The organism is Streptomyces sp. NBC_01515 (assembly GCF_045040345.1).
Lineage (GTDB): Bacteria > Actinomycetota > Actinomycetes > Streptomycetales > Streptomycetaceae > Streptomyces.
The window spans coordinates 10,699,462-10,720,491 of the sequence record NZ_CP109416.1; the positions used below are offsets into that span (position 1 = coordinate 10,699,462).

At 71.6% G+C, this 21,030-nt stretch carries 16 protein-coding genes and 2 pseudogenes; 5 read left to right on the forward strand and 13 right to left on the reverse strand.

The annotated features are described in order from the left end of the window. Positions 1-9 precede the first annotated feature (9 nt). The 3 genes from OG407_RS47280 to OG407_RS47290 are packed head-to-tail and all read right to left on the reverse strand — an operon-like array spanning position 10 to position 3,381. Positions 10-1,077, reverse strand: coding sequence for a PucR family transcriptional regulator (locus OG407_RS47280; RefSeq protein ID WP_405867353.1), 1,068 nt, complete (start codon positions 1,075-1,077; stop codon positions 10-12). Between the two features lie 25 nt (positions 1,078-1,102). After that, entirely contained in the window at positions 1,103-2,944 is a 1,842-nt protein-coding gene (locus tag OG407_RS47285) for an MFS transporter (protein ID WP_405867355.1), read from the reverse strand. After that, on the reverse strand, positions 2,941-3,381 hold the full coding sequence (locus OG407_RS47290; protein ID WP_327398843.1) for a MarR family transcriptional regulator: 441 nt from the start codon (positions 3,379-3,381) through the stop codon (positions 2,941-2,943). Before OG407_RS47290 ends, OG407_RS47285 begins: the two co-directional genes overlap by 4 nt. Before the next feature lie 72 nt (positions 3,382-3,453). On the opposite strand from OG407_RS47290, the gene OG407_RS47295 reads away from it, so the two are divergent. The 3 genes from OG407_RS47295 (at position 3,454) to OG407_RS47305 (ending at position 6,210) form a co-directional block, all read left to right on the forward strand. Then, positions 3,454-4,338, forward strand: a complete 885-nt coding sequence (locus tag OG407_RS47295) for a PfkB family carbohydrate kinase (protein WP_405867357.1) — start codon at positions 3,454-3,456, stop codon at positions 4,336-4,338. Between the two features lie 80 nt (positions 4,339-4,418). Further along, complete coding sequence (locus OG407_RS47300; RefSeq protein ID WP_405867359.1) at positions 4,419-4,613, forward strand: hypothetical protein; 195 nt, start codon at positions 4,419-4,421, stop codon at positions 4,611-4,613. A 130-nt stretch (positions 4,614-4,743) separates the two neighbouring features. Then, complete coding sequence (locus OG407_RS47305; protein WP_405867361.1) at positions 4,744-6,210, forward strand: FAD-binding protein; 1,467 nt, start codon at positions 4,744-4,746, stop codon at positions 6,208-6,210. A gap of 14 nt (positions 6,211-6,224) precedes the next feature. Here the strand turns inward: OG407_RS47305 and OG407_RS47310 are convergent, their stop codons facing one another. The 3 genes and pseudogenes from OG407_RS47310 to OG407_RS47320 form a co-directional block, all read right to left on the reverse strand. Then, entirely contained in the window at positions 6,225-9,002 is a 2,778-nt protein-coding gene (locus OG407_RS47310) for an ATP-binding protein (RefSeq protein WP_405867363.1), read from the reverse strand. Positions 9,003-9,066: 64 nt separating this feature from the next. Beyond that, positions 9,067-9,729, reverse strand: a pseudogene (locus OG407_RS47315) (SDR family NAD(P)-dependent oxidoreductase); the annotation flags it as partial. A gap of 108 nt (positions 9,730-9,837) precedes the next feature. Further along, positions 9,838-10,062: a hypothetical protein gene (locus OG407_RS47320; RefSeq protein ID WP_405868952.1), complete on the reverse strand. Its 225-nt coding sequence runs from the start codon at positions 10,060-10,062 to the stop codon at positions 9,838-9,840. A 174-nt stretch (positions 10,063-10,236) separates the two neighbouring features. Between OG407_RS47320 and OG407_RS47325 the strand changes: the two genes are divergently transcribed. Further along, complete coding sequence (locus OG407_RS47325) at positions 10,237-13,758, forward strand: BTAD domain-containing putative transcriptional regulator (protein WP_405867365.1); 3,522 nt, start codon at positions 10,237-10,239, stop codon at positions 13,756-13,758. Positions 13,759-13,944: 186 nt separating this feature from the next. Further along, complete coding sequence (locus OG407_RS47330) at positions 13,945-17,520, forward strand: BTAD domain-containing putative transcriptional regulator (protein ID WP_405867367.1); 3,576 nt, start codon at positions 13,945-13,947, stop codon at positions 17,518-17,520. Here OG407_RS47330 and OG407_RS47335 read toward each other — a convergent pair. From OG407_RS47335 to OG407_RS47365, 7 genes and pseudogenes are all read right to left on the reverse strand, one after another. Continuing rightward, a complete protein-coding gene (locus OG407_RS47335; RefSeq protein ID WP_405867369.1) occupies positions 17,496-17,909 on the reverse strand; it encodes an alpha/beta fold hydrolase in 414 nt (137 codons plus the stop codon). The genes OG407_RS47330 and OG407_RS47335 overlap by 25 nt on opposite strands. Beyond that, complete coding sequence (locus tag OG407_RS47340) at positions 17,902-18,117, reverse strand: alpha/beta fold hydrolase (RefSeq protein WP_405867371.1); 216 nt, start codon at positions 18,115-18,117, stop codon at positions 17,902-17,904. Before OG407_RS47340 ends, OG407_RS47335 begins: the two co-directional genes overlap by 8 nt. Continuing rightward, positions 18,114-18,260: a hypothetical protein gene (locus OG407_RS47345; protein WP_405868954.1), complete on the reverse strand. Its 147-nt coding sequence runs from the start codon at positions 18,258-18,260 to the stop codon at positions 18,114-18,116. Before OG407_RS47345 ends, OG407_RS47340 begins: the two co-directional genes overlap by 4 nt. Next, positions 18,257-18,421: pseudogene (locus tag OG407_RS47350) on the reverse strand (phosphodiester glycosidase family protein); the annotation flags it as partial. The gene OG407_RS47345 and the pseudogene OG407_RS47350, both read right to left, overlap by 4 nt. Positions 18,422-18,445: 24 nt before the next feature. Then, positions 18,446-18,655, reverse strand: coding sequence for a hypothetical protein (locus OG407_RS47355; RefSeq protein WP_405867373.1), 210 nt, complete (start codon positions 18,653-18,655; stop codon positions 18,446-18,448). A 378-nt stretch (positions 18,656-19,033) separates the two neighbouring features. After that, the gene (locus tag OG407_RS47360) at positions 19,034-20,230 is read right to left on the reverse strand and encodes a ricin-type beta-trefoil lectin domain protein (RefSeq protein ID WP_405867375.1); all 1,197 of its coding nucleotides are present in this window, start codon (positions 20,228-20,230) and stop codon (positions 19,034-19,036) included. Between the two features lie 157 nt (positions 20,231-20,387). Further along, the gene (locus OG407_RS47365; RefSeq protein ID WP_405867377.1) at positions 20,388-21,014 is read right to left on the reverse strand and encodes a LuxR family transcriptional regulator; all 627 of its coding nucleotides are present in this window, start codon (positions 21,012-21,014) and stop codon (positions 20,388-20,390) included. Positions 21,015-21,030 lie beyond the last annotated feature (16 nt).

Genomic DNA, 21,030 nt, shown 5'->3' on the forward strand with positions numbered 1-21,030 from the left:
GGTGCGCAGTCAGCGGTAACGGAGTGTAGGAAGCGCCCGGTTGGCAGTCTTCGGCGTGATCATGGAGTGAACGGGCGGATTTTCGTGGATTCCACAAGCACCGTCAGCCGGTGATGCCGATGACCGAGCGGAGGAGTCCGGCGAAGGTGCGCGGATGGGCACCGGTGAGCTTGTGCCACTGGCCGAGCCGTAGGCCACCGTGTTGGGATGGATCCCGAGGGCGGTGGCGGCATGGGCCAGCGACGACCCGGCGTCGGCGAAGGCGAGCACCGTCTCCGCCAACAGGGGCTGCTCGCCGGTGACTTGGCGGACCTCGGCGAACAGGGGGTGCAGCCGCTCCCGGCTGTCGAGGAGACTCGCCTGGAGCCAGACGTCCTCGAACGACGTGGCACGGCCGCCCTGTGACGCGACGGCGAGGGCGCGCTCCGCGTCCGCGATGCTCATCTCCGCGCCGGCGAGCCCGGACCGGTCGAGACCGACGCCCACGCGTGCGTCGTCGCCGCACAGGCTGATCACGCGGGTGGCCAGGTCGGCCGGGTCGACCCGCTGGGTGATCGCGACCATCAACTGCCCGCTCAGGCCGCAGGAGACCCTTCCGGCGAGCTGCCGTGCCGCACGCTGCAACAGGCCGAGGTGTCCTTCCGCGGCCCACGGGGCGGCCGGCGTGCACAGGGCGCGGAAGTCGCCGTCCGGGTCGAATCCGAGTTCACGGGCGATCTCGGCGGTGTGCTCGCGGGGTGCCCCGCCGGTGCGGAGCAGTTCGAGGAAGCGCTGCCGCAGACCGGCCTCGCGCGCGTACCGTGACCCGGCCTCGTCCGCGAAGGCGTCCGCGACGACGCCGCTCGCCGACTGGACCCACATCCACAGTGGTGCGACCAACTCGATGGCGGTGTCCTCGGCCGCCGTACCGCGCGCCGCGGCCCGCAGTTCGTCCCACAGCCGACGGGCGCCGATGTGAAAGGTCGCGAGCGCGTCCTGGACGGGCAGACCGTAGTACGCCCTCCTGCGTGACTCGGCCTGAAACTCCAGCAGTTGCCCGGCCACCAGGCTCGGCGGGATCGACGACTTCGCCCTCACCGTCCGCGTGGCACCAACTCGGGCCCTACGACGCCCCGTTCGGACCCGCCTGCGAAGTCTCGGGTGTCTCCGCGGGAGCGGGCGGCAGACCTGCCGGTGACGGTTCGGGTTCCGCGTCCGGCTTGTGGCCGCCGCGCAGGGCCGAGGCGACCGCGGAGACCAGGGCCATGCCCGCCGCGACGCTGAAGACGATGGTCAGGCCGTGGTGGAACGGACCCGAGACCAGCTGGGGGAAGAAGGTGTGGCCGGTCAGGACGGCGCGCTGGGCGGCCGTGACGTGGTCGAGGGTTCCGTTGGACGCGAGCAGGTGCTGGATGGGGTTGTTGCCGAGGAACGTGGCGAACAGGGTGCTCACCGGAGGCAGCGACGCCGCCTGCTCGGCCGCGCCGGTCGGTACCCCGTGCATCTGGAGCCCGTGGCTCAGCGTCCTGGGCAGCGAGGACGCGAGCCCGGACACCATCAGGGAGAAGAACACGCCGATGGACAGGGCGGTGCCCGAGTTCTGGAAGGTGGAGCGCATGCCCGAGGCGACACCCCGGTACTCGCTCGGCACGCTGCCCATGATGGACGACGTGTTCGGCGCGGAGAACATGCCTTGGCCGAGTCCGTTGAGGAGCAGCAGCGCCGCGAACATGCCGTAGTCGAAGTCGATGGGCAGCGCGAGCAGACCGAGGAAGGAGAGCGCCACGACGACCAGCCCCGTCGTCGAGAACATCCGCGCGCCGAACCGGTCCGACAGATAGCCGGACAGGGGACCGGCGATGAGGAAACCGAGCGTCAGCGGCAGCATGAAGATGCCCGCCCATAGCGGGGTGTCCTCGTAGTCGTAGCCGTGCAACGGCAGCCAGATGCCCTGGAGCCAGATGATCAGCATGAACTGCAGCCCGCCCCGTGCGATCGCGGTGAGCAGGGCGGCCAGGTTGCCCGCGGCGAAGGCGCGCACCTTGAACAGGGCCAGGTTGAACATCGGTTCGGCGATGTGCGTCTCGACGTAGCAGAAGATCAGCAGGAGTACGACGCCGCCGATCAGGCCGCTGAGCACCCACGGGTTTCCCCAGCCGGTGGCGCTGCCGCCGTAGGGCTGGATGCCGTAGGTGATGCCCGCGAGGAGGATGCCGGCGCCGGCCGCGAAGGTGAGGTTGCCCAGCCAGTCGATGCGTCCGGGGCGGCCCGCCGAGGTCTCGCGCAGGCTCAGGTACGACCAGATCGTGCCGGTGATGCTGATCGGCACACTCACCCAGAACACCGCGCGCCAGTCGACGACGGCCAGCAGACCACCGGCGAGAAGGCCGAGGAACTGGCCCGCGAGGGCGGTGATCTGGTTGATGCCGAGGGCCATTCCGCGCTGCCGGGCGGGGAAGGCGTCGGTGAGGATCGCGGCCGAGTTGGCGGTGAGCATGGACCCGCCGAAGGCCTGCACCACGCGCCACAGGATCAGCCACATCGCCCCCGCCCCCGCGCGGAACGGGTCCAGGGACAGTGCGACGGACGCGCACGCGAAGATCAGGAAGCCGATGTTGTAGATCTTCACCCGGCCGAACATGTCACCGAGCCGGCCGAGCACGACGACCAGCACCGCCGAGACCAGCAGATAGCCCAGGATCATCCAGAGCAGATAGCCGATGTTGCCCGGCGCCAGCGGATCGAGGCCGATGCCGCGGAAGATCGCGGGCAGCGAGATGATCACGATCGAGGCGTCCATCGTGGCGATGAGCACGCCGAGCGTGGTGTTCGACAGTGCGACCCACTTGTAGTTCGGCCCCGGGGGAAGGTCCTTACGACGCCCCGAGCGCACGGCGCTCAGCAGCGACGGCCGGCCGCCCCCGTTCTCCTGTCCGTCGCCGGGTATGTGTGCGCGCTCGGTCACAGTCGCTCCGCCAGTCGGTCGAGAAGGGGCAGGGCCGACGCGAGGGTCGCGCGCTCCTCCGCGGTGAACTCGTCGAGGACGGCCCCGAGCCGGTGGACCGACGCGGAGCGCCGCTCGGCCAGCACGGCACGTCCCTCGTCCGTGATCGCCAGGATGCTCCGCCGCCCGTCCGCCGCATCGGGGCTACGGCGGACCAGCCCGCGCTGTTCGAGCAGCGCGAGGGTGCTGGCCATCGCCTGCGGGCGTACCCGCTCGGCCTCGGCGAGGGACGTCGGTGACTCGGAGCCGTCGCGGGCGAGCCGGGCCAGGACCGAGACTCCGGAGAGTGACACGTCCCCCACGGCGTGCGCCTGGCGCAGGCGCCGGGTCACCCGGCCCACCGCGAGCCGCAGCTCGGACGCGAGCCGAGCGGTGTCGTTCGGGCTGTTCACCTTCATAGTTACTAACAGTAGATTTATCAGCCTGAACTGCTCAACCAATTGTTAGTAAATGGCGTGAGGAGGTCGTCGGTGGAGAGAGGACGCCCCAGAGGGCTGTTCGTCGGTCTGTGCACCCTGGACGTCATCCAGCTCGTGGACCACGCGCCGCGCTCGAACGAGAAGCTCACGGCTCGGGAGCAGGCGGTCGCCGCGGGCGGCCCGGCGGCCAACGCGGCTGTCTCCTTCAGCTACTTGGGCGGCGCGGCCACCCTCCTGACAGCAATTGGCGCCCACGCGCTGGGAGTTGGGGTGACGGCCGACCTGAACGCGCTGGGCGTGACCGTCTCCGACCTGGCGCCCGACTCGACGCGGCCGCCCGCCGTCTCCTCCGTCCTGGTGACCGCGTCCACCGGAGAACGCGCCGTCGCCTCGACCAACGCGACGGCACACCGGCTCGTCCCGCCCGACGACCTCGACGCGCTGGTGGCGGCCTGCGACATCGCCGAGTTCGACGGCCACCACAGGGAACTGGCCGTCGCCGCTGCCCGCTCCGCGCGCACCCTCGGCCGCAAGACCCTTTTCGACGGCGGCAGTTGGAAGCCCGGCACCGAGGACCTGCTGCCCTTCATCGACGTGGCCGTCTGCTCGGCCGACTTCCGCCCACCCGGTACGAGCACACCGGTGGACACGCTGCGCTTCCTACGGGAACACGGGGTCGCCTGGTCGGCGGTGAGCGGGGGAGCGGACCCCATTGTCTGGGCGGGCCCGGGCGGCGAAGGCGCGGTGGACGTGCCGTCGGTGAAGGTGGCGGACACGCTGGGCGCGGGTGACGTCCTGCACGGGGCCCTCGCGTATCACCTCGTGGGGGTCCGCCTGACCCCGGAGGGCTTCGCCGAGGCGCTGCGCGCGGCGGCCGTCGTGGCCTCGCGGGCCTGCGCCTCGTTCGGCACACGGGCGTGGATGCGGGAGGGGTGAGCTGGGCCGACGCATCCGGACCTGAGAAGATCATCAGGAACGTACGTGTCGCCGGACCGTACGAACCACGGGTGGGAAACATGATCGTCGCAGTGCTGCTCGGTGTCCTGGTCCTCGTCGTCGGCGGGTGCGCATGTGTGTTCTGGGCCGAGCGCGGCGGGCCCCGCTGGGCCCGTGTCGTGGCGACCGTGACCCTCACCGCGAGCGAACTCGTGCGCGCCTCCGGCAAGAAGCGGCGCCGGGGCCTGAACCCGAACAGCCAGGGCGACGAGTAGCAAGGCCGGGTCGCCGCGGGAAGCGCCGAACCGGCCCGGGAACTCGCCGGGACGGAACCCTTCTCCATGCCCCAACGTGCCTAGACTGAGCCGTCGTTGATCGTTTCACGGACGGTCTCAGGAGGACCACATGCCCCGCACCCCGTCTCGACGCACCGCTCTGCGCGGCCTGGTCGCAGGCTCAGCCGTGGTGATCGGCTTCGATCCCTTCACGCGCGGCTGGGCGGTGACCGACACCGGCCGGCCGCTCACCGGCCTCCCTCATCTGGACGGGACGCTCCACACCGACGACGCCTCGCTCAGCGCGGACGCCGACGACTTCGGGCACATCGTGCACCGGCGCCCGGCCGCGATGCTGCGGCCCGGCTCGGTACGGGACGTCGTCGCGATGGTGCGGTTCTGCAACCTGCACGGACTCAAGGTGGCCCCGCGCGGACAGGGCCACGGGACGAACGGACAGGCGCAGGTCGAGGGCGGCCTGATCATCGAGACCGAACCGCTCGCCTCCATCGGCCCGGTACGGACGGGGAGCTCACGCGTCACGGTCGGCGCGGGCGCCAAGTGGAGCGACGTCGCCAAGGCGGCCATCGCCCACGGGCTGACCCCGCCCGTCTTCACCGACTACCTCGAACTCTCCGTCGGCGGCACCCTCTCCGTCGGCGGTTTGGGCGGCCAGAGCCACCAGCAGGGCGCTCAGGTCGACAACGTCCTCGAACTCGAAGTCGTCACCGGAGCAGGGGAGTTGCTCCGCTGCTCCCCGACCCGCCACCCCGACCTCTTCCACGCCGTGCTCGCCGGCCTCGGCCAGTGCGCGGTGATCGTCGGCGCCACCCTGCGCCTGGTCCCGGCCCCGGAGACCGTACGGCACTACCTCCTGCCGTACGACGACCTCCAGACCTTCCTCGACGACCAGCGACTCCTCGCCACCGAGGGCCGTTTCGCCTACCTGGAGGGCCAGGTCGGCGCGGACACTGCGGGCGTCTTCAACCAGTTCGCCATCGAGGCCGTCGCCTACGGGCCGCCGGTGGGGGACACCCCCGACGACACGGTCCTCCTGCGCGGCCTGCGCCACGTCGCGTCCGGCGCCCAGATCACCGACCTCGGCTACTACGACTTCCTCGACCGGCTCGCCGCCTCCGTCGCCGCCCTGAAGGAAGCGGGCCTGTGGGCCTACGCCCACCCCTGGCTCAACCTGGTCATGCCGGGCCGTAGCACCGCCGACGTGGCGGGCACCCTGCTGGACGCGCTCACCCCTGCCGACCTCGGACCCGGCGTCGTCCTCCTGTACCCCCTGCTGCGCGAGCACCTCCACACGCCGTTGCTGCGCATGCCCGACGACCCGATGCCCTACCTGTTCGCGGTCCTCCGCGCGGCGCCGCCCGAGGACACCGCGACCGTACGACGCCTGCTGGCCGCCAACCGGTCCGCGTACGAGACGGTCCAGGCGGCCGGTGGTACGCAGTACCCGGTCGGCTCGATCCCCTTCCAACACGCCGACTGGAAGCGGCACTTCGGGCCGCTCTGGAAGCGGTTCGCCCAGGCGAGGAAGACGTACGACCCGAAGGGGATCCTGGTTCCGGGACAGGGCATCTTCTGAGCACCCCTGCCGCTCTAGTCGGGAGGCAGGTCCGCCAGCGCGTCGCGCAACGCGGCGCGGGAGGCCACGCCCAGCTTCGGGAAGAGCTGGCGCAGATGGGCGGCGACGGTGCGCGGGGAGAGGAAGAGGCGCTCGGCGATCTGCTTGTTGGTGAGACCGGCCGCCGCGAAGAGGGCGATCTCCCGTTGCTGGGGCGTCAGTGATGCCGCTCCGGTGACCCCGGCACTGCCGATGGACAGGCCGGTCGCCCGCAGCTCGTTGCCCGCCCGGGCTGTCCAGGGGCGGGCACCGAGCCGCTCGAACGTGTCGATGGCGTCGGCGAGTTGGATGCGCGCCTCCGTCGTGGCCTTCACCCGGCGGAGGCGTTCGCCGTAGGCGAGCCGGACCCGGGCCAGCTCGAAGGGCCAGCGGTCGGTGCCGGGGACGGCGAGCGCCTCCTCGAACAGGTCGAGCGCCTCATGGTCCACGGCCGCGATCGCCGCCGACGCCTTCACCAGGAGTGCCAGCCGTGGCGAGATCGCGGCGATGCCGGCCTCATCTGCCGCCGCCGCATGGGCCGTTGCCTCCGAAGTCCGGCCCGTTCTGACCGCGGCCTCGACGAGATCCATCACGACGAACAGGGCCGGCGGGACGTGCGAGGCGAGTTCCCCCGCGCGGCTGATGGCGCACGCGTGCCGGTAGGCATCCTCGAACCGGCCCTGACTGAGCGCGGCGAGCGCCCGCGCATGCGAGGCGCAGGACAGGTAGGAGCCGACACCGCGCGGTGTCGCCCACAGGGTCATCTCGTCCGTGAGGGCCTTGGCCGCGGCCTCGTCACCCCGGGCGGCGGCCACCAGCGCCCGTTGGTACAGGAACTCCGTCGACAGCAACTGGTAGCTGTGGGCCTCGCCCAGATCCCGGCCCTGCGCGGCCTGCGCCTCCAACTCGTCCCATTCACCTGACGCGAAATGGTCCCGGCCCAGGTACACCAGCCCCTGGATCTCCACGGTGAGCGAGCTGTTGTCCCGCCCGTCGCGCAGCACGCGCCGCAGCGCCGTCCTGCACGCCGGCAACCGGTCCACGTAGAGAGACGTCATGGCGAGCCGGATGACCCGGACCGGGTCGGCCTCCTGGTCGAGGGAGGCGATGGCCTCGTCGAGCATCCCGAGCGCGGGCGGTGCCGTGCGCGCCGGGTCGGCCATCGTGCTGAGGGTCAGGGCGAGTTGGTCCGGAACCTCCGGTTTCAGCAGACCGAGCGCCCGGTGCAGCGGCTTCCACAGCTCCGTGCGCTGACTGCTCTGGCACAGCCAGGCGAGCGTGTACAGCGCGTCGATCATGGTGGGATCGGCGGCGTCGTACGGCTGGTGCTGCATGTCGATCGCGCCGACGAGCAACCGGTGGGCGGTGTCGAGGTCGCCCTCCCCGCTGAGCAGGATGTGGTGTGCGGCGGCGACCGCGGCGACCAACGGTCCCGCCCGGCCGCCGTCGGCCAGCCGGGCCTCTTCGAGCAGCCGGGGCACATCGCGCAGATCGCCGGTCAGATCCGCGCCGAGATAGGCCGCCTCCGCGATCCGGCGACTGCGCTCGTAACCGCGCGGGCTCAACTCCGCGGCGCGCAGCAACGCGGCGATGGCACCGCCCGCGTCACCCCGCCGCACGGTGTCGCGCGCCACCTCCTCCAGCAGGATCGCGACTTCCTCGGTCGGCTCGACCGTGGCATGGGCGAGGTGCCAGGCGCGCCGCTCGGGGCGGTCGGACCAGTACTCCGCCAGGGCGCGATGCGCCTCGCGGCGCTGCTCGCTGGTGGCGAGTTCCACGACGGCGGAGCGCGTGAGGGGATGGCGGAACACCAGTCGCCCGCTGGTCGCGTCCACGAGTCCGGCCCGCTCCGCGTCCGCCAGATCCTCCATGCCGGTCCGCTCGGACGTGGCCGAGGTGAGGACGCGCAGATCGCCGGTGCCGTCCAGGACCGCGTACAGGAGGAGCAGCCGGGTCGACGCGGGCAGTGTCTCGACGCGGGACGCGAACACGGCCTGGAGACGGCGGCTCAGGGGGAGAAGCTCGGGGACCGCGGCTCCGGAGCGCTGCGGTGCGGTGAGCGCGACGGGCAGTTCGAGCAGGGCGAGCGGGTTGCCCTGCGCCTCCGCCAGCAGCCGCTCCCGCACGCGCGGCGCCAGGGACGGGCTGCGCGCCTGGATCAGCGCCGCCGCAGCCGTCGTATCGAGCGGCTGTACGTCGTGATGGGGCACCCCGCCGCGTTCGAAGAAGCTGCCTTCCCCCGACCGGTAGGCGCCGAGAAAGCCGACCCGGCTGCCGCCCAGGCGGCGCGCGACGAAGCCCAGCACCACGGCACTGGCCCGGTCCAGCCACGGGAGATCGTCGACGATCACCAGCAACGGGCGCTCCGCGGCGGCCTGGACGAGCAGGGTCAGCGCCGCGTTCGACACCAGCAGCTGATCGGACGGTGCGCCCCGGTCCAGACCCAGCGCGACGCTCAGGGCGGTGCGGTACGGGTCCGTCAGGCGGTCGAGCCCGGCCAGCAGCGGCTGAAGGACCTGGTGGAGACCCGCGAAACTGATCGTGCTCTCGAACTCCACACCGGCGGCACGCACGACCCCCGCGCCCGTGACACGAGCCTGTCCGGCCGCGGCGTCCAGCAACACCGTCTTGCCGACACCGGCGTCCCCGGACAGCAGCAGCGCCCCGCCGGATCCCATGGCCTCGTCGACGAAACCCCGGACCAGCCCGAGGTCGTGATCGCGGCCGATGAGCGTCTCGGCCGGACTCGACGCCGGAAGCCCGTCCCCATCCATGCGCGTCTCCCTTCCGGCCTCGGACTTTACGCCGGGCCCTCATGGTCATGGCATGAACAGGCCGCCGTTGACGTCGAGCGTGGCGCTGCAACGCCTCAGCGGGGAGATCGTCCATCACGGGCGTCTCTACGGCCGCGGGAGCGACGGCGTTGACGATGACGCCGTGGGGCGCGAGTTCCTGGGCGAAGACCTTGGGCAGCACCAGAACGCCCGCTTTCGCCGCCGCGTAGTGCGGACCGGCGACCAGTCCGCCCTGCTGCCCGGCCGGCGACGCGAGGTTCATGACCCGGCCTCAGCTGCGTTCCCGCATCGCCGGTGTGCAGAGGCGGGTGAGGACGAGGACGCTGCGCAGGTTGGTGGCCATGAGGGCGTCCCACTCGTCGAGATCGACGTCCCACACCGAGCCGGGTGCGGTACGTGCCGCGTTGTTGACCAGCACATCGGGGCTGCGCCACGCGGAGGACACCGCCTCTACGGCACGCGGGGTCCCCTCGGGATCGCTGACGTCGGCGTGCACCGCCATGGCCGAATCGCCGTCAGGATCAAGGGATTTGGCCAGGGCGCGGGCGCCCGTGTCGTCCTGGTCCAGCAGTGCCACACGCAGGCCGCGGCGGTGCAGCTCGGCGGCGATCGCGGCACCGATGCCACGGGCGGCACCGGTGGCCAGCGCGACCTTGCGGTCCGCTGTCGGGCGGGTCGAGTCTGCTGATGGTCGGGGTGCACCCACCGGTTCGGGTCTCGTTCGCTCTGCGTTGCTGGGATAGGGACGTTGCTGGGATCGGACGACGTCTGTACGCCGCCGATATGTCGGTACATCGGTATGTCGGTTCAGGGATCAGACGACATCGGTGTGGGGGAGGGCCCGGCCGAGCAGGACGCGGCCGTAGAGCTCCCGGCTGGTCTCGACGCTCAGCGCCGCGTGGCGGGAGGCCGTCCCGATGTCGCGCCAGGCGTGTTGCAGCGGTGAGTCGTCGGAGAAGCTGCCGGCGCCGGCCGTGTCGAGAAGTGCTGGGCCTGGTCGACCGTGAGATGGAAGCCGCTCGGGGGTCCGCCGGTGCAGAGGGTTTCGCCGAGTGCTTCAGTTGCTCACTCTGTGCGTCGCGGTTGGCCGGAGGCAGCGATCGGTCCAGTCGGACGATGAAGCGTTCCATGTCGGGTTCGTCGGTCCGTGATGAACAGCACGTTTATCATCCGTTGACCAGCCTGACCTGTGGCTCGGGTAGATTTCCGCGGCGTGCTGCGTATTCGAGTCCTCGGTTCGCTGGGCGCCGACCTCGGAGGTCATCCGGTCGGTCTTGGCGCCCCGCGTCAGCGTGCTGTCCTTTCACTGCTGATCGCGGCCAGAGGATCCACCGTTCCGGTCGAGCGGATGGCGGACGCGGTATGGGCGGGCTCACCGCCGGCCAAAGCCGTCGTGTCCCTGCACACCTACGTCTCCAACCTGCGTCGGTCCCTCGAACCCGCGCGTTCCCCACGTACCCCGGCCACTGTCCTGGTCACCGCCCCGCCCGGGTACGCTCTGCGGCTGCCCGAGGACGCCGTGGACGCCTGGCGGTTCGAAGCTCGCGTGGGCCGTGCCAGGCACGCCCCGGCCGAGGAAGCCCGTGGGCTGCTCACCGAAGCGCTCGCATCGTGGCAGGGGCCGCCCTACGCCGAGCACACGGACGAGGAGTGGGCCGAACCCGAGGTGGCCCGGCTGACCGCGCTGCGGGCCGAGGCACGCGAACTCTCCGTCGCGGCCGACCTGCACACCGGCCGGAAGGCCGAGGCGGCTCTCGCGGCTGAGACTCTCGTACGGGAACGGCCCCTGCGGGAGGAGGGCTGGCGACTGCTGGCCCTCGCCCAATGGTCCTGCGGCCGTCAGGCCAACGCCCTCGCCGCGGTGCGCCGTGCGACACGTGTGCTGCGTGAAGAACTCGGCTGCGATCCCGGCCCGGCCCTCGCGGAGGTTGAGCACGCGCTGCTCACGGGGCAACTCGACGCCCTGCGACTGCTCACAGAGGGAAGGTCGGTGCGGGCCGGCATCACGGGAAGGGCACTCGGCTCGGACACGCATACTCCCGGGGGCGAGGTTGTCACGGCCGAGCCCGTTCGCGAGGACGGGAGTGGGCGGGACGCTCCTGGGGGCATGTCCGACAGTGTGGTCGGTGCGACTGAAGCCGGGCCCGGGAACGCACTCGTCCCGGTGCGGTCCGCGGACACCGTCGAGGTGGCGCGCAGTGGCCGTGGACTCTTCGTCGGCCGGGACACGGAACTGCGCGCATTGCACGACGCCGCGCGAGCCGCCCGGCGGACCGGTGGCCTGGTGCTGGTGACGGGCGAGGCCGGTGCGGGCAAGTCCACGCTGCTCGACCGGCTCGACGGCCGGCTGCGGACGGACGGGTGGCGGGTGGTGGTCGGGCGTTGCCCGGAGGACGAGGGTGCTCCGCCCGCCTGGGCCTGGGCGGAGGCGCTTGGTGCGCTCGCCCGGGCAGTGCCGCCGCAGCGCCCTGAGGAACTGGCCGTTCTGCTGCGCGAGCCGGAGGACACGGCCGCCCCCAGCCGCGATGAGGCGACCGCCGGGCGCTTCCGCATGCACCGCGCTTTCGCGGCCTGGCTGCGGGACGCTGCCGCAGTGTCACCACTCGCGGTGATCCTGGAGGATCTGCACCGCGCCGACGGTGAGACTCTCGCCCTCCTCGAAGCGGCGGCCGGCATCACCGGCGTACCCCTGCTGATCGTCACCAGCCACCGCCACACCGAGGTGGGCGAACACCTCGGCAAGACGCTCGCCGGCCTCGCGCCGTACGTGCCGCACAGGATCGCGCTCGCCGGACTCTCGCCGTGGGACGTCGCCACCGTGGTTCAGACCGTCTGCGGGGAGTCGGTGGACCCGTCGACGCTGACCGCACTCGCCGAGCGCACCGGCGGCAACCCGTTCTACGTGCTGGAGAGCGCCCGCCTGCTGGCCAGTGAGGGTGCCCTGGTCGCGGTCTCGGAGGTCCCCCAGGGCGTGCGTGACGTACTGCGCAGGCGCCTGGCGCTGCTGCCTGCCGACGCCCGGTCCGCCGTGCAACTCGCCGCTGCCGTGGGCCTGGAGACGGATGTCGCCCTGCTTCTCGACTCGGGTGACACGGACGAGAACGCGATGTTGGAGGGCCTCGACGTCGCCCTTGCCGCGGATCTCCTCTGCGAGCGCGGACCGGGCCGGGTGCGGTTCGTGCACGGGCTGGTCCGCGACACCGTGTACACCGACCTCTCAAGTGTCCGGCGGGCCCGGCTGCATGGCTGTATCGCGCAGGCGCTGCGCCGCCATCGCCCGGACGATCTCGCCGCCCTGGCCCACCACTTCGCCCGTTCGGGCAGCGCGGCGAACGCGCCCCTGGCGATCGACTACTCTCTGCGGGCGGCCGAATCGGCGGAGCGGCGTTATGCCCACGACGTCGCCGTCGGCCTGCTTCAACAGGCGATCGACGTGCATACCGCCGCCGAGGCGTCGGGCGGCGTCGGCGCGCAACCCGACTGCCTGGTCGGCCTGTTGGTGCGGCTGCTCGGCGCGCAGGTTCGCGCCGGCTCCACGGACGCGGCTCTGCGGACCCGGTGGCGTGCGGTCGAACTCGCGGAACGGGCCGACCGCGACGACCTGGTCGCGGCCGTCTACGGTGCCTGGACCGAACCTTCCCCGTGGCGAAGCAGAATGGAGGGCTTCTACGACCGGACGTCGCTTGCCCGTCTGGAGAAGCTGACGACTGATCCCGGCCTGGACAACCCCACACGCGCTCGGGTGCTCCAGGTCTTCGTGGAGGCAGCAGCCGCCGTGGATCCACCGCGAGCCCGGGACGCGGCCCGTACTCAGCTGTCGCTCGCTCGCGCGAACGGCGAACCACGGTTGCTGGCCGCCGCGTTGATGACGTCGGCCAAGCTGCTGCCGCACGAGACCCACGGCGCCGCCCGCACCCCGCTGGTCGCCGAGCTACGGCAACTCGCCGAGGCCCACGACCTCCCCGCCTACCGTTGGACGTGTGAACACCTCGACGGCATGACGGCCGGCACCCGCAACGACCCTGCCGCGGTACGCCGCCACACGGAGGAGGGGCTGACCCTCGCCCGCCGCTACGGGATGGTGTGGGCGCAGGGCCTCAACACCGTCACCGACGCCATGCTGGCGACGGTCGCCGGCCGGTTCGACGCGGCGGAGGCCAAGTACGCCGAGGCGGACGGTCTGCTGCGCAGAGTCGGGGCACGCCACGCCACGGGCCTGGGCACACTGGGCATGATCACCATCCGGTTCGCCCAGGGCCGCGTGACCGACGTCGAACCGCTGATCCGAGACGTCTACGACTCCGTCGGCGCCCCCGTCGGAGTGGCGCTCGCCCTCGTCCTGGCCCGCCTCGGCAGGCTCGACGAGGCACGGGAGATACGGTGTCCCGCGGAACCCGTGGCCGACCACCTCTATGGCATGGACCTCGACTTCCGTTCCCAACTCGCCATCCTGTACGGCGACATGGAGACGGCAGCCGCCCTGGCGGAACGCCTTCTGCCCCTGCGGGACCAGCTCGCCGGTGCGGCCGGCGCCGCCTATGCCACCAGGCCGCTCGCGCACGTCCTGGCCGACCTGTACCGGTTCCTCGGCGAGGATCGTGCGGCGGCCGAGAATTACGCCCTGGCGGAAAGCACGGCCCGGGCCTGGTCCTCACCCCACCTCACAGCCGACGCCTGCCGAGCGGCGGAGGAGCTGTCCACCGCGCGGGGCCGCCGGCAGACCTTCGCGACCTGAAGGGTGTGACCGTGTTGTGGAGCTCGGATCAGGCCTGCCGGTCGGAATAAAGTATTTTACGGTCTTTCGGCAACGGAGAGCACTCGGACGAGATCCGTTGGGCCCTGCGACGGGATCGAACAGCCGGCGGGCCGCGCCGTGGAACGATTACAAGATGGACGAAGCGGCGCTGTAGATTTGCCCGTCATGCTCTCTGTTCGGGTCCTGGGACCGATCGGTGCTGACATCGATGGTGTGCCGGTCCACTTGGGAGGCCCCCGGCAACGTGCGGTCCTCGCGCTTCTGTTGGCGAACCGCGGCCGGGTGTTGCCCGTCGACCAACTCGTCGACCGCCTCTGGCGGGGCCGGCCCCCGGTCAAGGCGGCTGCCTCGTTGCACGTCTATGTGTCGAATCTGCGCCGTGTGCTCGAACCGGGCCGTACGCCTCGTACTCCTGCGGGTGTGCTGGTCAGTGCCGCGCCGGGCTATGCGGTGCGGCTGCCCGAGGACGCGGTGGATGCCTGGCGGTTCGAGGCCGCGGTGCGGCGGGCGCGCTCGGTGTCGCCGGGCGAGGCCCGGCAGCTGCTGGAAGGCGCTCTGGGGTGGTGGCAGGGGGCTGCCTACGGGGAGTGGGGTGACGAGGAGTGGGCACGTGCCGAGGCGGCCCGGCTGGACGAACTGCACTTCGTCGCACGAGGGCGAGCGGTGGAGGCGGCCCTCGCGTGCGGGGCTTCGGCCGAGGCCGTACCGGCGGCTGAGGCGCTAGTACGGGAACATCCGCTACGCGAGGAGAGCTGGCGGCTGCTCGCCCTCGGACTGTGGGCCTGCGGGCGGCGGGCAGAGGCGTTGGCCGAGCTGCGCCGCGCGGCGGCCGTCTTCGCCGACGAGCTGGGCCTGGGCTTTGGTGAGGCCTTGGCCGAGTTGGAATCAGCCGTACTCACCGGGCGAACCGAGGTTCTGCGCGCCGCGGTGCCGGCGGAGCTGGGACAACCTGCGCCGAGCGTCCCTTCGGGGCCGGCGGTGGTCGCCGCCCCCTCAGCCGATGAACTGTTCGTGGGCCGGTACGACGAACTGCGGGCGCTGGACGAGGTCGCGTGCGCCGCTCGGACGGGCGGCGGTGTCGTCCTCGTGACCGGCGAGGCCGGAGCCGGCAAGTCGGCGTTGCTCAGCCGGTATCAGCACCGGTTGCGAGAACAGGGCTGGACCGTGGTGGTCGGCCGCTGCCCCGAGTTCGACGGTGCCCCTTCAGCCTGGGCCTGGGTGGAAGCGCTCGGCGCGCTCGCTCGCCGGACACCTCCCGCCGATCCGGACGCGCTCGGTGCGTTGTTGCACGAGGCCGGCTACGGCGATCAGACGGGCGTCGGAGAGGCCGGGGGCGGGGCTGAGGGTGCAACTGGAGGCGGGTTCGGGGGAGTTGAGGCCGGAGCGCGGGGAACGCACCGGCTCGGGTGCGGGGAATGCAAGGAGGGTGCGGTCCCGGACAGCGCCGACGGTCCGGTCGGGGTGGCGGACCACGGGGGTGTTCCGACGGGGTTCCCGGCGGATGGCCGGGCGTCCGGTGGGCGGTTCCGGCTGCACCGGGCGTTCAGTACCTGGCTGCGGGAGGCCGCCGCGCTCGCCCCGCTGGCGGTGGTCGTGGACGACCTCCACCGGGCCGACGGCGAGACGCTGGCTCTGCTGGAGAGGACGGCCGAGCTGATCGGATCGCCGGTACTGGCGATCGCCGCGTACCGACCGGCCGACGCGGGGGATCGGCTGACCAAGACCCTCGCCGAACTCGCCCATCGCTCACCGCGTCGACTGGCGCTCGGCGGACTGCCGTTGGCGGATGTGGACACCCTGGTCAGGGCGGTGTGCGGGGAGCCGGTCGACGCGGAGACCGTCGGCGCGCTCGCCGACCGCACGGGCGGCAACCCTTTCTACGTCCGCGAGAGCGCCCGGCTGCTGGCCAGCGAAGGTGCCCTGGTGGCGGTCTCCGAAGTGCCGCAGGGCGTTCGTGACGTACTGCGTCGGCGCCTGAGGCAGTTGCCCGAGGGAGCGTTGACCGTTCTCCAGCTCGCGTCCGTCGTGGGCCGCGAGGCCGAGATCGATGTGCTCGTCGAGGCCGCGGACCACGCCCGGCAGGACGAACACGCCGTACTCGACGCAGTGGAGGCGGCCGTCGTGGCCGGGCTGCTGACCGAACCGGCGCCTGGCGTCGTGCGGTTCGCGCACGCGCTGGTCCGCGACACCGTCTACACCGACTTCGTCGGCGTGCGCCGGGCGCGGCTGCACGCCCGGCTCGCGGAAGTGCTGCGGCGACGCCGGCCGGACGACCTGGCGGCTCTCGCGCATCACTTCGCCAGGGCCGCGAGCCCGCAGACGGCGTCACTCGCCGTCGAGTACTCGCTGCGCGCCGCCGACCTGGCCGAGCGCCGGTATGCCCACGACACGGCGGTGGAGCTGCTCGCGCAGGCGATCGACTCCTTCGCGCTGATACCCGGCACCGCGGACGACGATACGGAGAACGGCCGTGCCGGGAGGCTGGTCGCCCTGCTCGGGCGGCGACTGCGGGCGGAGATCCGCGCCGGGGCGACCATGGCGGCGAGGAACACGCGACACCGCGCCATCGAAACGGCCGAAGGTGTCGGGCACGGCGAACTGGTGGCGGCCCGCAGCGCGTGGATCGGGCCCGGGCTGGCGCTGAGCGGGCCCCGTGGACTTGTCGACCCGGCCGCGCTCAACACGTTCGTCGACCGGCTGCTCACCCGCGCCGACCTGGACCCGGTCGTCCTCGGTCTCCTGCCGCCCGCCTCCACGGGCGAGCGGGACCGCCGGGACGGAGACCGCGAGGTGGATGCCGGGCAACGGTTGGCCGCGGCCCGTGCGGTCGGGGATCCGCTGCTGCTCGCTTGCGCGCTGACCGTCGCGTCCGTCGTCGCTCCGCACGGCTTCCCCGACCGCCGGGAGACGCTGGCGACGGAGGTGCGGGTGCTCGGCTACGCACACGACCTGCCCGCCAACAGCTGGGTGCGTGAACACATCGGGGCCATGGCCGCCGGGGCGGGCAACGACGTGGCTCAGGTCCGCAGGCACACGACGGAAGGGCTCGCCGTCGCCCGACGGCACCGGCTGGTGGAGGCGGAGGGGGTCAACCTGGCGACACTGGCCATGCTGGCCCACGTCGAGGGCCGCTTCCCCGAAGCCGAGGCCTGCTACACGGAGGCGCGGGAACGGCTGCGGTCCCACGGCGTGCCGGACTGTGACTTCGTGCGCGTTCTGGGTCTGACGACCGTCAGGCTCAGCCAGGACCGCCCCGACGAAGCCGAACAGCTCCTACGAGCCCTCAGTACCGGCTCCACGCCCATCACGGAACTCGCCCTCGCCGTCGTCCTGGCCCGGCAGGGCAAGGACGAGCAGGCGTACGAAATCAGTCGCCGCGTTCCTTCCTCCGTGCCTGTCGTGCCTGATCACCTGTATGGCGTCGACCTGTCCTTCCGGGCCGAACTGGCCTCTCTTCTGGGGGACATGAGCGCCGCGTACCGACTGGTCCCGCTCCTGCTTCCCGTCCGCGCCCAGCTCGCCGGGGCCGGCAGCATCTCCTTCGCCACCCGTCCGTTCGCCCACTCGCTGGGCGAGTTGTACCGGCTCCTCGGTGACGACGAGGAAGCGCGACGACAGTTCGCCCTCGCGGAGGACGTGGCACGCCAGTGGGGTTCACCGCACATGGCCGAGGCAGCTCGGGCCGCTTCGGCCGGCAGGAGCTCCAGGCCAGGGGCTCAGACCGGCGGCGGCTCTCCGTGACCGCCGCCGCTGTGCGGGCGGATGCCCACCGCGCCGGGGTCGGTGTACATGCCCGCGTAGGCCTGGGCGATGACATGGTCCGGGGTGCCGAGCATGGTGCGGATGTGCGCGGTGCGCAGACCCGGTGGGGCGGTGGGGGCGAAGGCTCCCTCGACCAACTCGCCTGCGGCACGTGCCCCGTTGTTCTGGTACGCGGCCAACCGGCGCGGGATGTCCTGGAGTTCGGCGCCATGTGCTCCGTGCGCGGGGTCGAGCGCGACGACGGAGCGTACGAGGTCCGGGTGGTGGAGAGCGAGGAGGTTCACGACCTGGCCGCCCATCGAGTGGCCGACGGCGACGACCGGACCGGTGCCGATGCGAACGATCAGTGCCGCCAGGTCGTCAGCCATCGCCCCCCGGGGTGTTGTTCCGGTCCGGGACGGGCGAGCGGCCGTGGCCACGCAGATCGGGGACGAGCACGCGGTGTCCGGCGACAGCCAGGGCGTCGGCGTGCGGTGACCACTCGCGGCCGTCGCCGCCCCAGCCGTGAACCAGCAGCAGAGGCGGAGCGGCGGACGGGCCGAGCACGGTGTGGAAGAGGTCGACGGCTGTGGTCATCCGGACATCGCCTCGTACATGGCGTAGCCGAAGTCGGCGTGCACGCCGGCGCCGTCGAGGTCCTGGACCCACAGTCCGAGCATCGCACCGGTGAAGCCGAGAACCCGTACGGGCCGCAGACGCCCGTACCCGGCTTCCGTCAGCGGGCGGAGCGGGGCAGTACCTGGATGGTGTCACCGACGGCGCGTTCACCGGTGGCGTCCGACGTGTGGTTGACGAGGGAGCCGTCGACGGCCATGGCGGTCGAGCCGCCGCCGTCGAGGTTGAGGGCCTGGACCGCGCCCAGCGACCGCATGAACGACGCGGCTTTCTGAGCACGAAGGCTGGATCATCGGCAGGTGTACGTGCCTTCGGGGTGGGCGGGCCTGAACTCCCTTTCTCGGCCGGAGAGATGGGCGTGACTCGTCCGCTCGCCCGGCTCGTGGCGGGCGCCGGTGGCGTCGGTGGGCGGGTCGTACCACCAGCGGATCCTGCCGGTGCAACTCGCCATCGCCATCGCCATCGCCATCGCCATCGCCGACCAGCGCCGTGCGGGCACGGCGCACCTCGACGATGTGTCCGCCAAGGACGCCTGGGATGTGCGCAACCGTGTTGTGCCGACACCAACGTCTCTGCGGATCAAGGGGTGTTCAAGGTTTCCGCGGGGTGTTCGACGGCGGCCGGCGTGTCCGTGGTGCTGTCCCGTGCTGCCTTCCGTCGGCGGCAGGCCCGCACTCGGCAGCGCCCCGAGCAGTACACCGCCGTCCTCAACCGCTCCACGCCCACTGTCCACGATCTCTCGCAGACCGGGCACTTCGTCTGCACGCGTACCTCCACCACGGTGACTCGCTGCCGGTTCTGGTGTAGTTTCCGCCACTGCCGTGATCTGCACCGCGCTGAGCAGAACACCGCCGAGCCGTCAGGTCTGGTCCCATGCTCAGCTCAGGTGCCACTTCTGGTTGGACGTGCCGTCGCAGTCCCACAGTTGGAGCCGGGTGCCGTTCTTGGTGCCCTGGTCCTTGGCGTCCACACACTTGCCGATCACGGTGTTGACCAGGTCGTGGGAGCCGTTGAGGTTGAAGCGCTGGGCCCAGCCGCCGTTGCAGGTCGCCAGCTGGATGGCCGCGCCGTTGGACTGCGAGGCGTTGGCGATGTCCAGGCACTTCCCCATGGAGCGCACACTGCCGTCGGACTTGAAGACCCATTTCTGCCACGCCTTGCCGTCGCATCCCCACAGTTGCAACGGGGAGCCGTCCGCGCCCTTGTGGGCGCTGATCTCGATGCACTTCGAAGACGCGTAGCCGACGACCGCGTCACCGGCCACGATGGTCGACTGGGAGGTGGTGGCCGGCTTGGACGTGGCCTTCTTCGTCGGCGTGCTGCCGCTTCCATCGCCGGTCCCGGTCCCGGTGCCTGTGCCTGCCGCGTGGCCGGTTCCCGTGCCGGCGGTCCCGCCCTTGGTGCCGGAGTTCGCCGCGGTGGAGGAACCTCCCCCGGCCTGGGCGCCCTTGGCGCCGTGGGACTTCGTGCCCTTCTTGCCGTGCCCCGGACGGCCGCTGCCCGTCACGGACGGGGACGGTGAACCGGACGACCCCGTCGAGGCGCCAAGAGTGACCTTGGGGGCGGCGCCGTCACCGACGACCACGGAACTGGGCCCGGAGTCGTCATCGCCGGGCACCATCACGAACGCCGCCGTGCCGAGGCCGAGGGCCAGCAGTACGGACGCAGCGACCGCGGCCCCGATGACCTGTGCGTTGCGCTCCGGCTGGGCTTCCCCGGACGACCGCCCGTTCCGTGCGCCGGAGGAGTCCAGTCGCATCGTCGCCAGTTGGAGGATCCGGCCCGACCGACCGCCTGCCGTCCTGGGCTCGGATCCGTCGTCGGCCGTGGGGGAGGGGACTGGTGTGCTCTCGCCGGTCGGTGCGGGTGTGTTCGCACTGTCGGGCGTGGTCCGCGATGGCGACTCCGGTTCCGCGCACGGCGGTTCGGAGGCCGGCCCCGGTTCGGGGCGGGCGTCGGGCGCCGGAGCCGACGTCGGTGTGGTGCCGTTCTCGGACTCGCGCAGCCACGGCAGCGGCCGTTCCCAGACGGCCGGCTCCCCAGGCGTCTCGGGTTGTCCCGCTGAGTGATCCATGTCTGCCCGCCCGTTTCCACTTGTGTCGGTTAGCCGGGTGGCGACCCTAGGATTCCGCGCGCCGGTCGCACGGCGCATGACGCCGGATTCTGTCCGGGAGGACCCGATTCCCTTCCCCTCCGTCCCTGATTTCTCCAGCCACCGAACTCACGGGCTGCTAAAGGGATCCGGTGCGCAGGGCGAAGGCGACCGCGTGGGCGCGGTTGCGCAGGCCGAGCCGGTTCATCATGACGCTGACGATGTTCTTGATGGTGCGTTCGGAGTAGTTCAGCTTCTGGGCGATCTCCGTCGTGTCGAGGCCCTCGGCCAGCAGCCGCAGTACCTCGACCTCGCGGGTGTCCAGCCCGGAGGTGGTCAGGCCCAAGGGTCCCAGCACGTCGCGTTGGACCGCCCGTATGTGGTCGATGAGGCGGCCCTGGATCGGGGGTGGCAGGGATGCCCCGCCTTCGGCCACGCCGCGCACGGCTTCCACGACCTTGTCGTAGGTGCTGTTCTGACGGCACATCAACCCGCGCAGACCGTGGCGCACGGCGCGCACCAGGTGGGCTTCGCCGATGTGTCCGGTGACCAGCACGATTCCCATGGCGGGATTGGTCGAGCCCTCGGACACCGACTCCATGAGCAGCATCGTTTCCTCGGTGACATCCGGCGTGATCATGACCACCACGTCCGCCTGCCGGAGCTCTTCCTGGAGCAGTACCTTCAGCCCCGGGTACCTTCCCAGGCACCAGATTGCTCCCTCGCCGGTGATGGGGTCACTGGCGAGGACTGCGATCAAAATCATCCCAACGTCCTTGTAT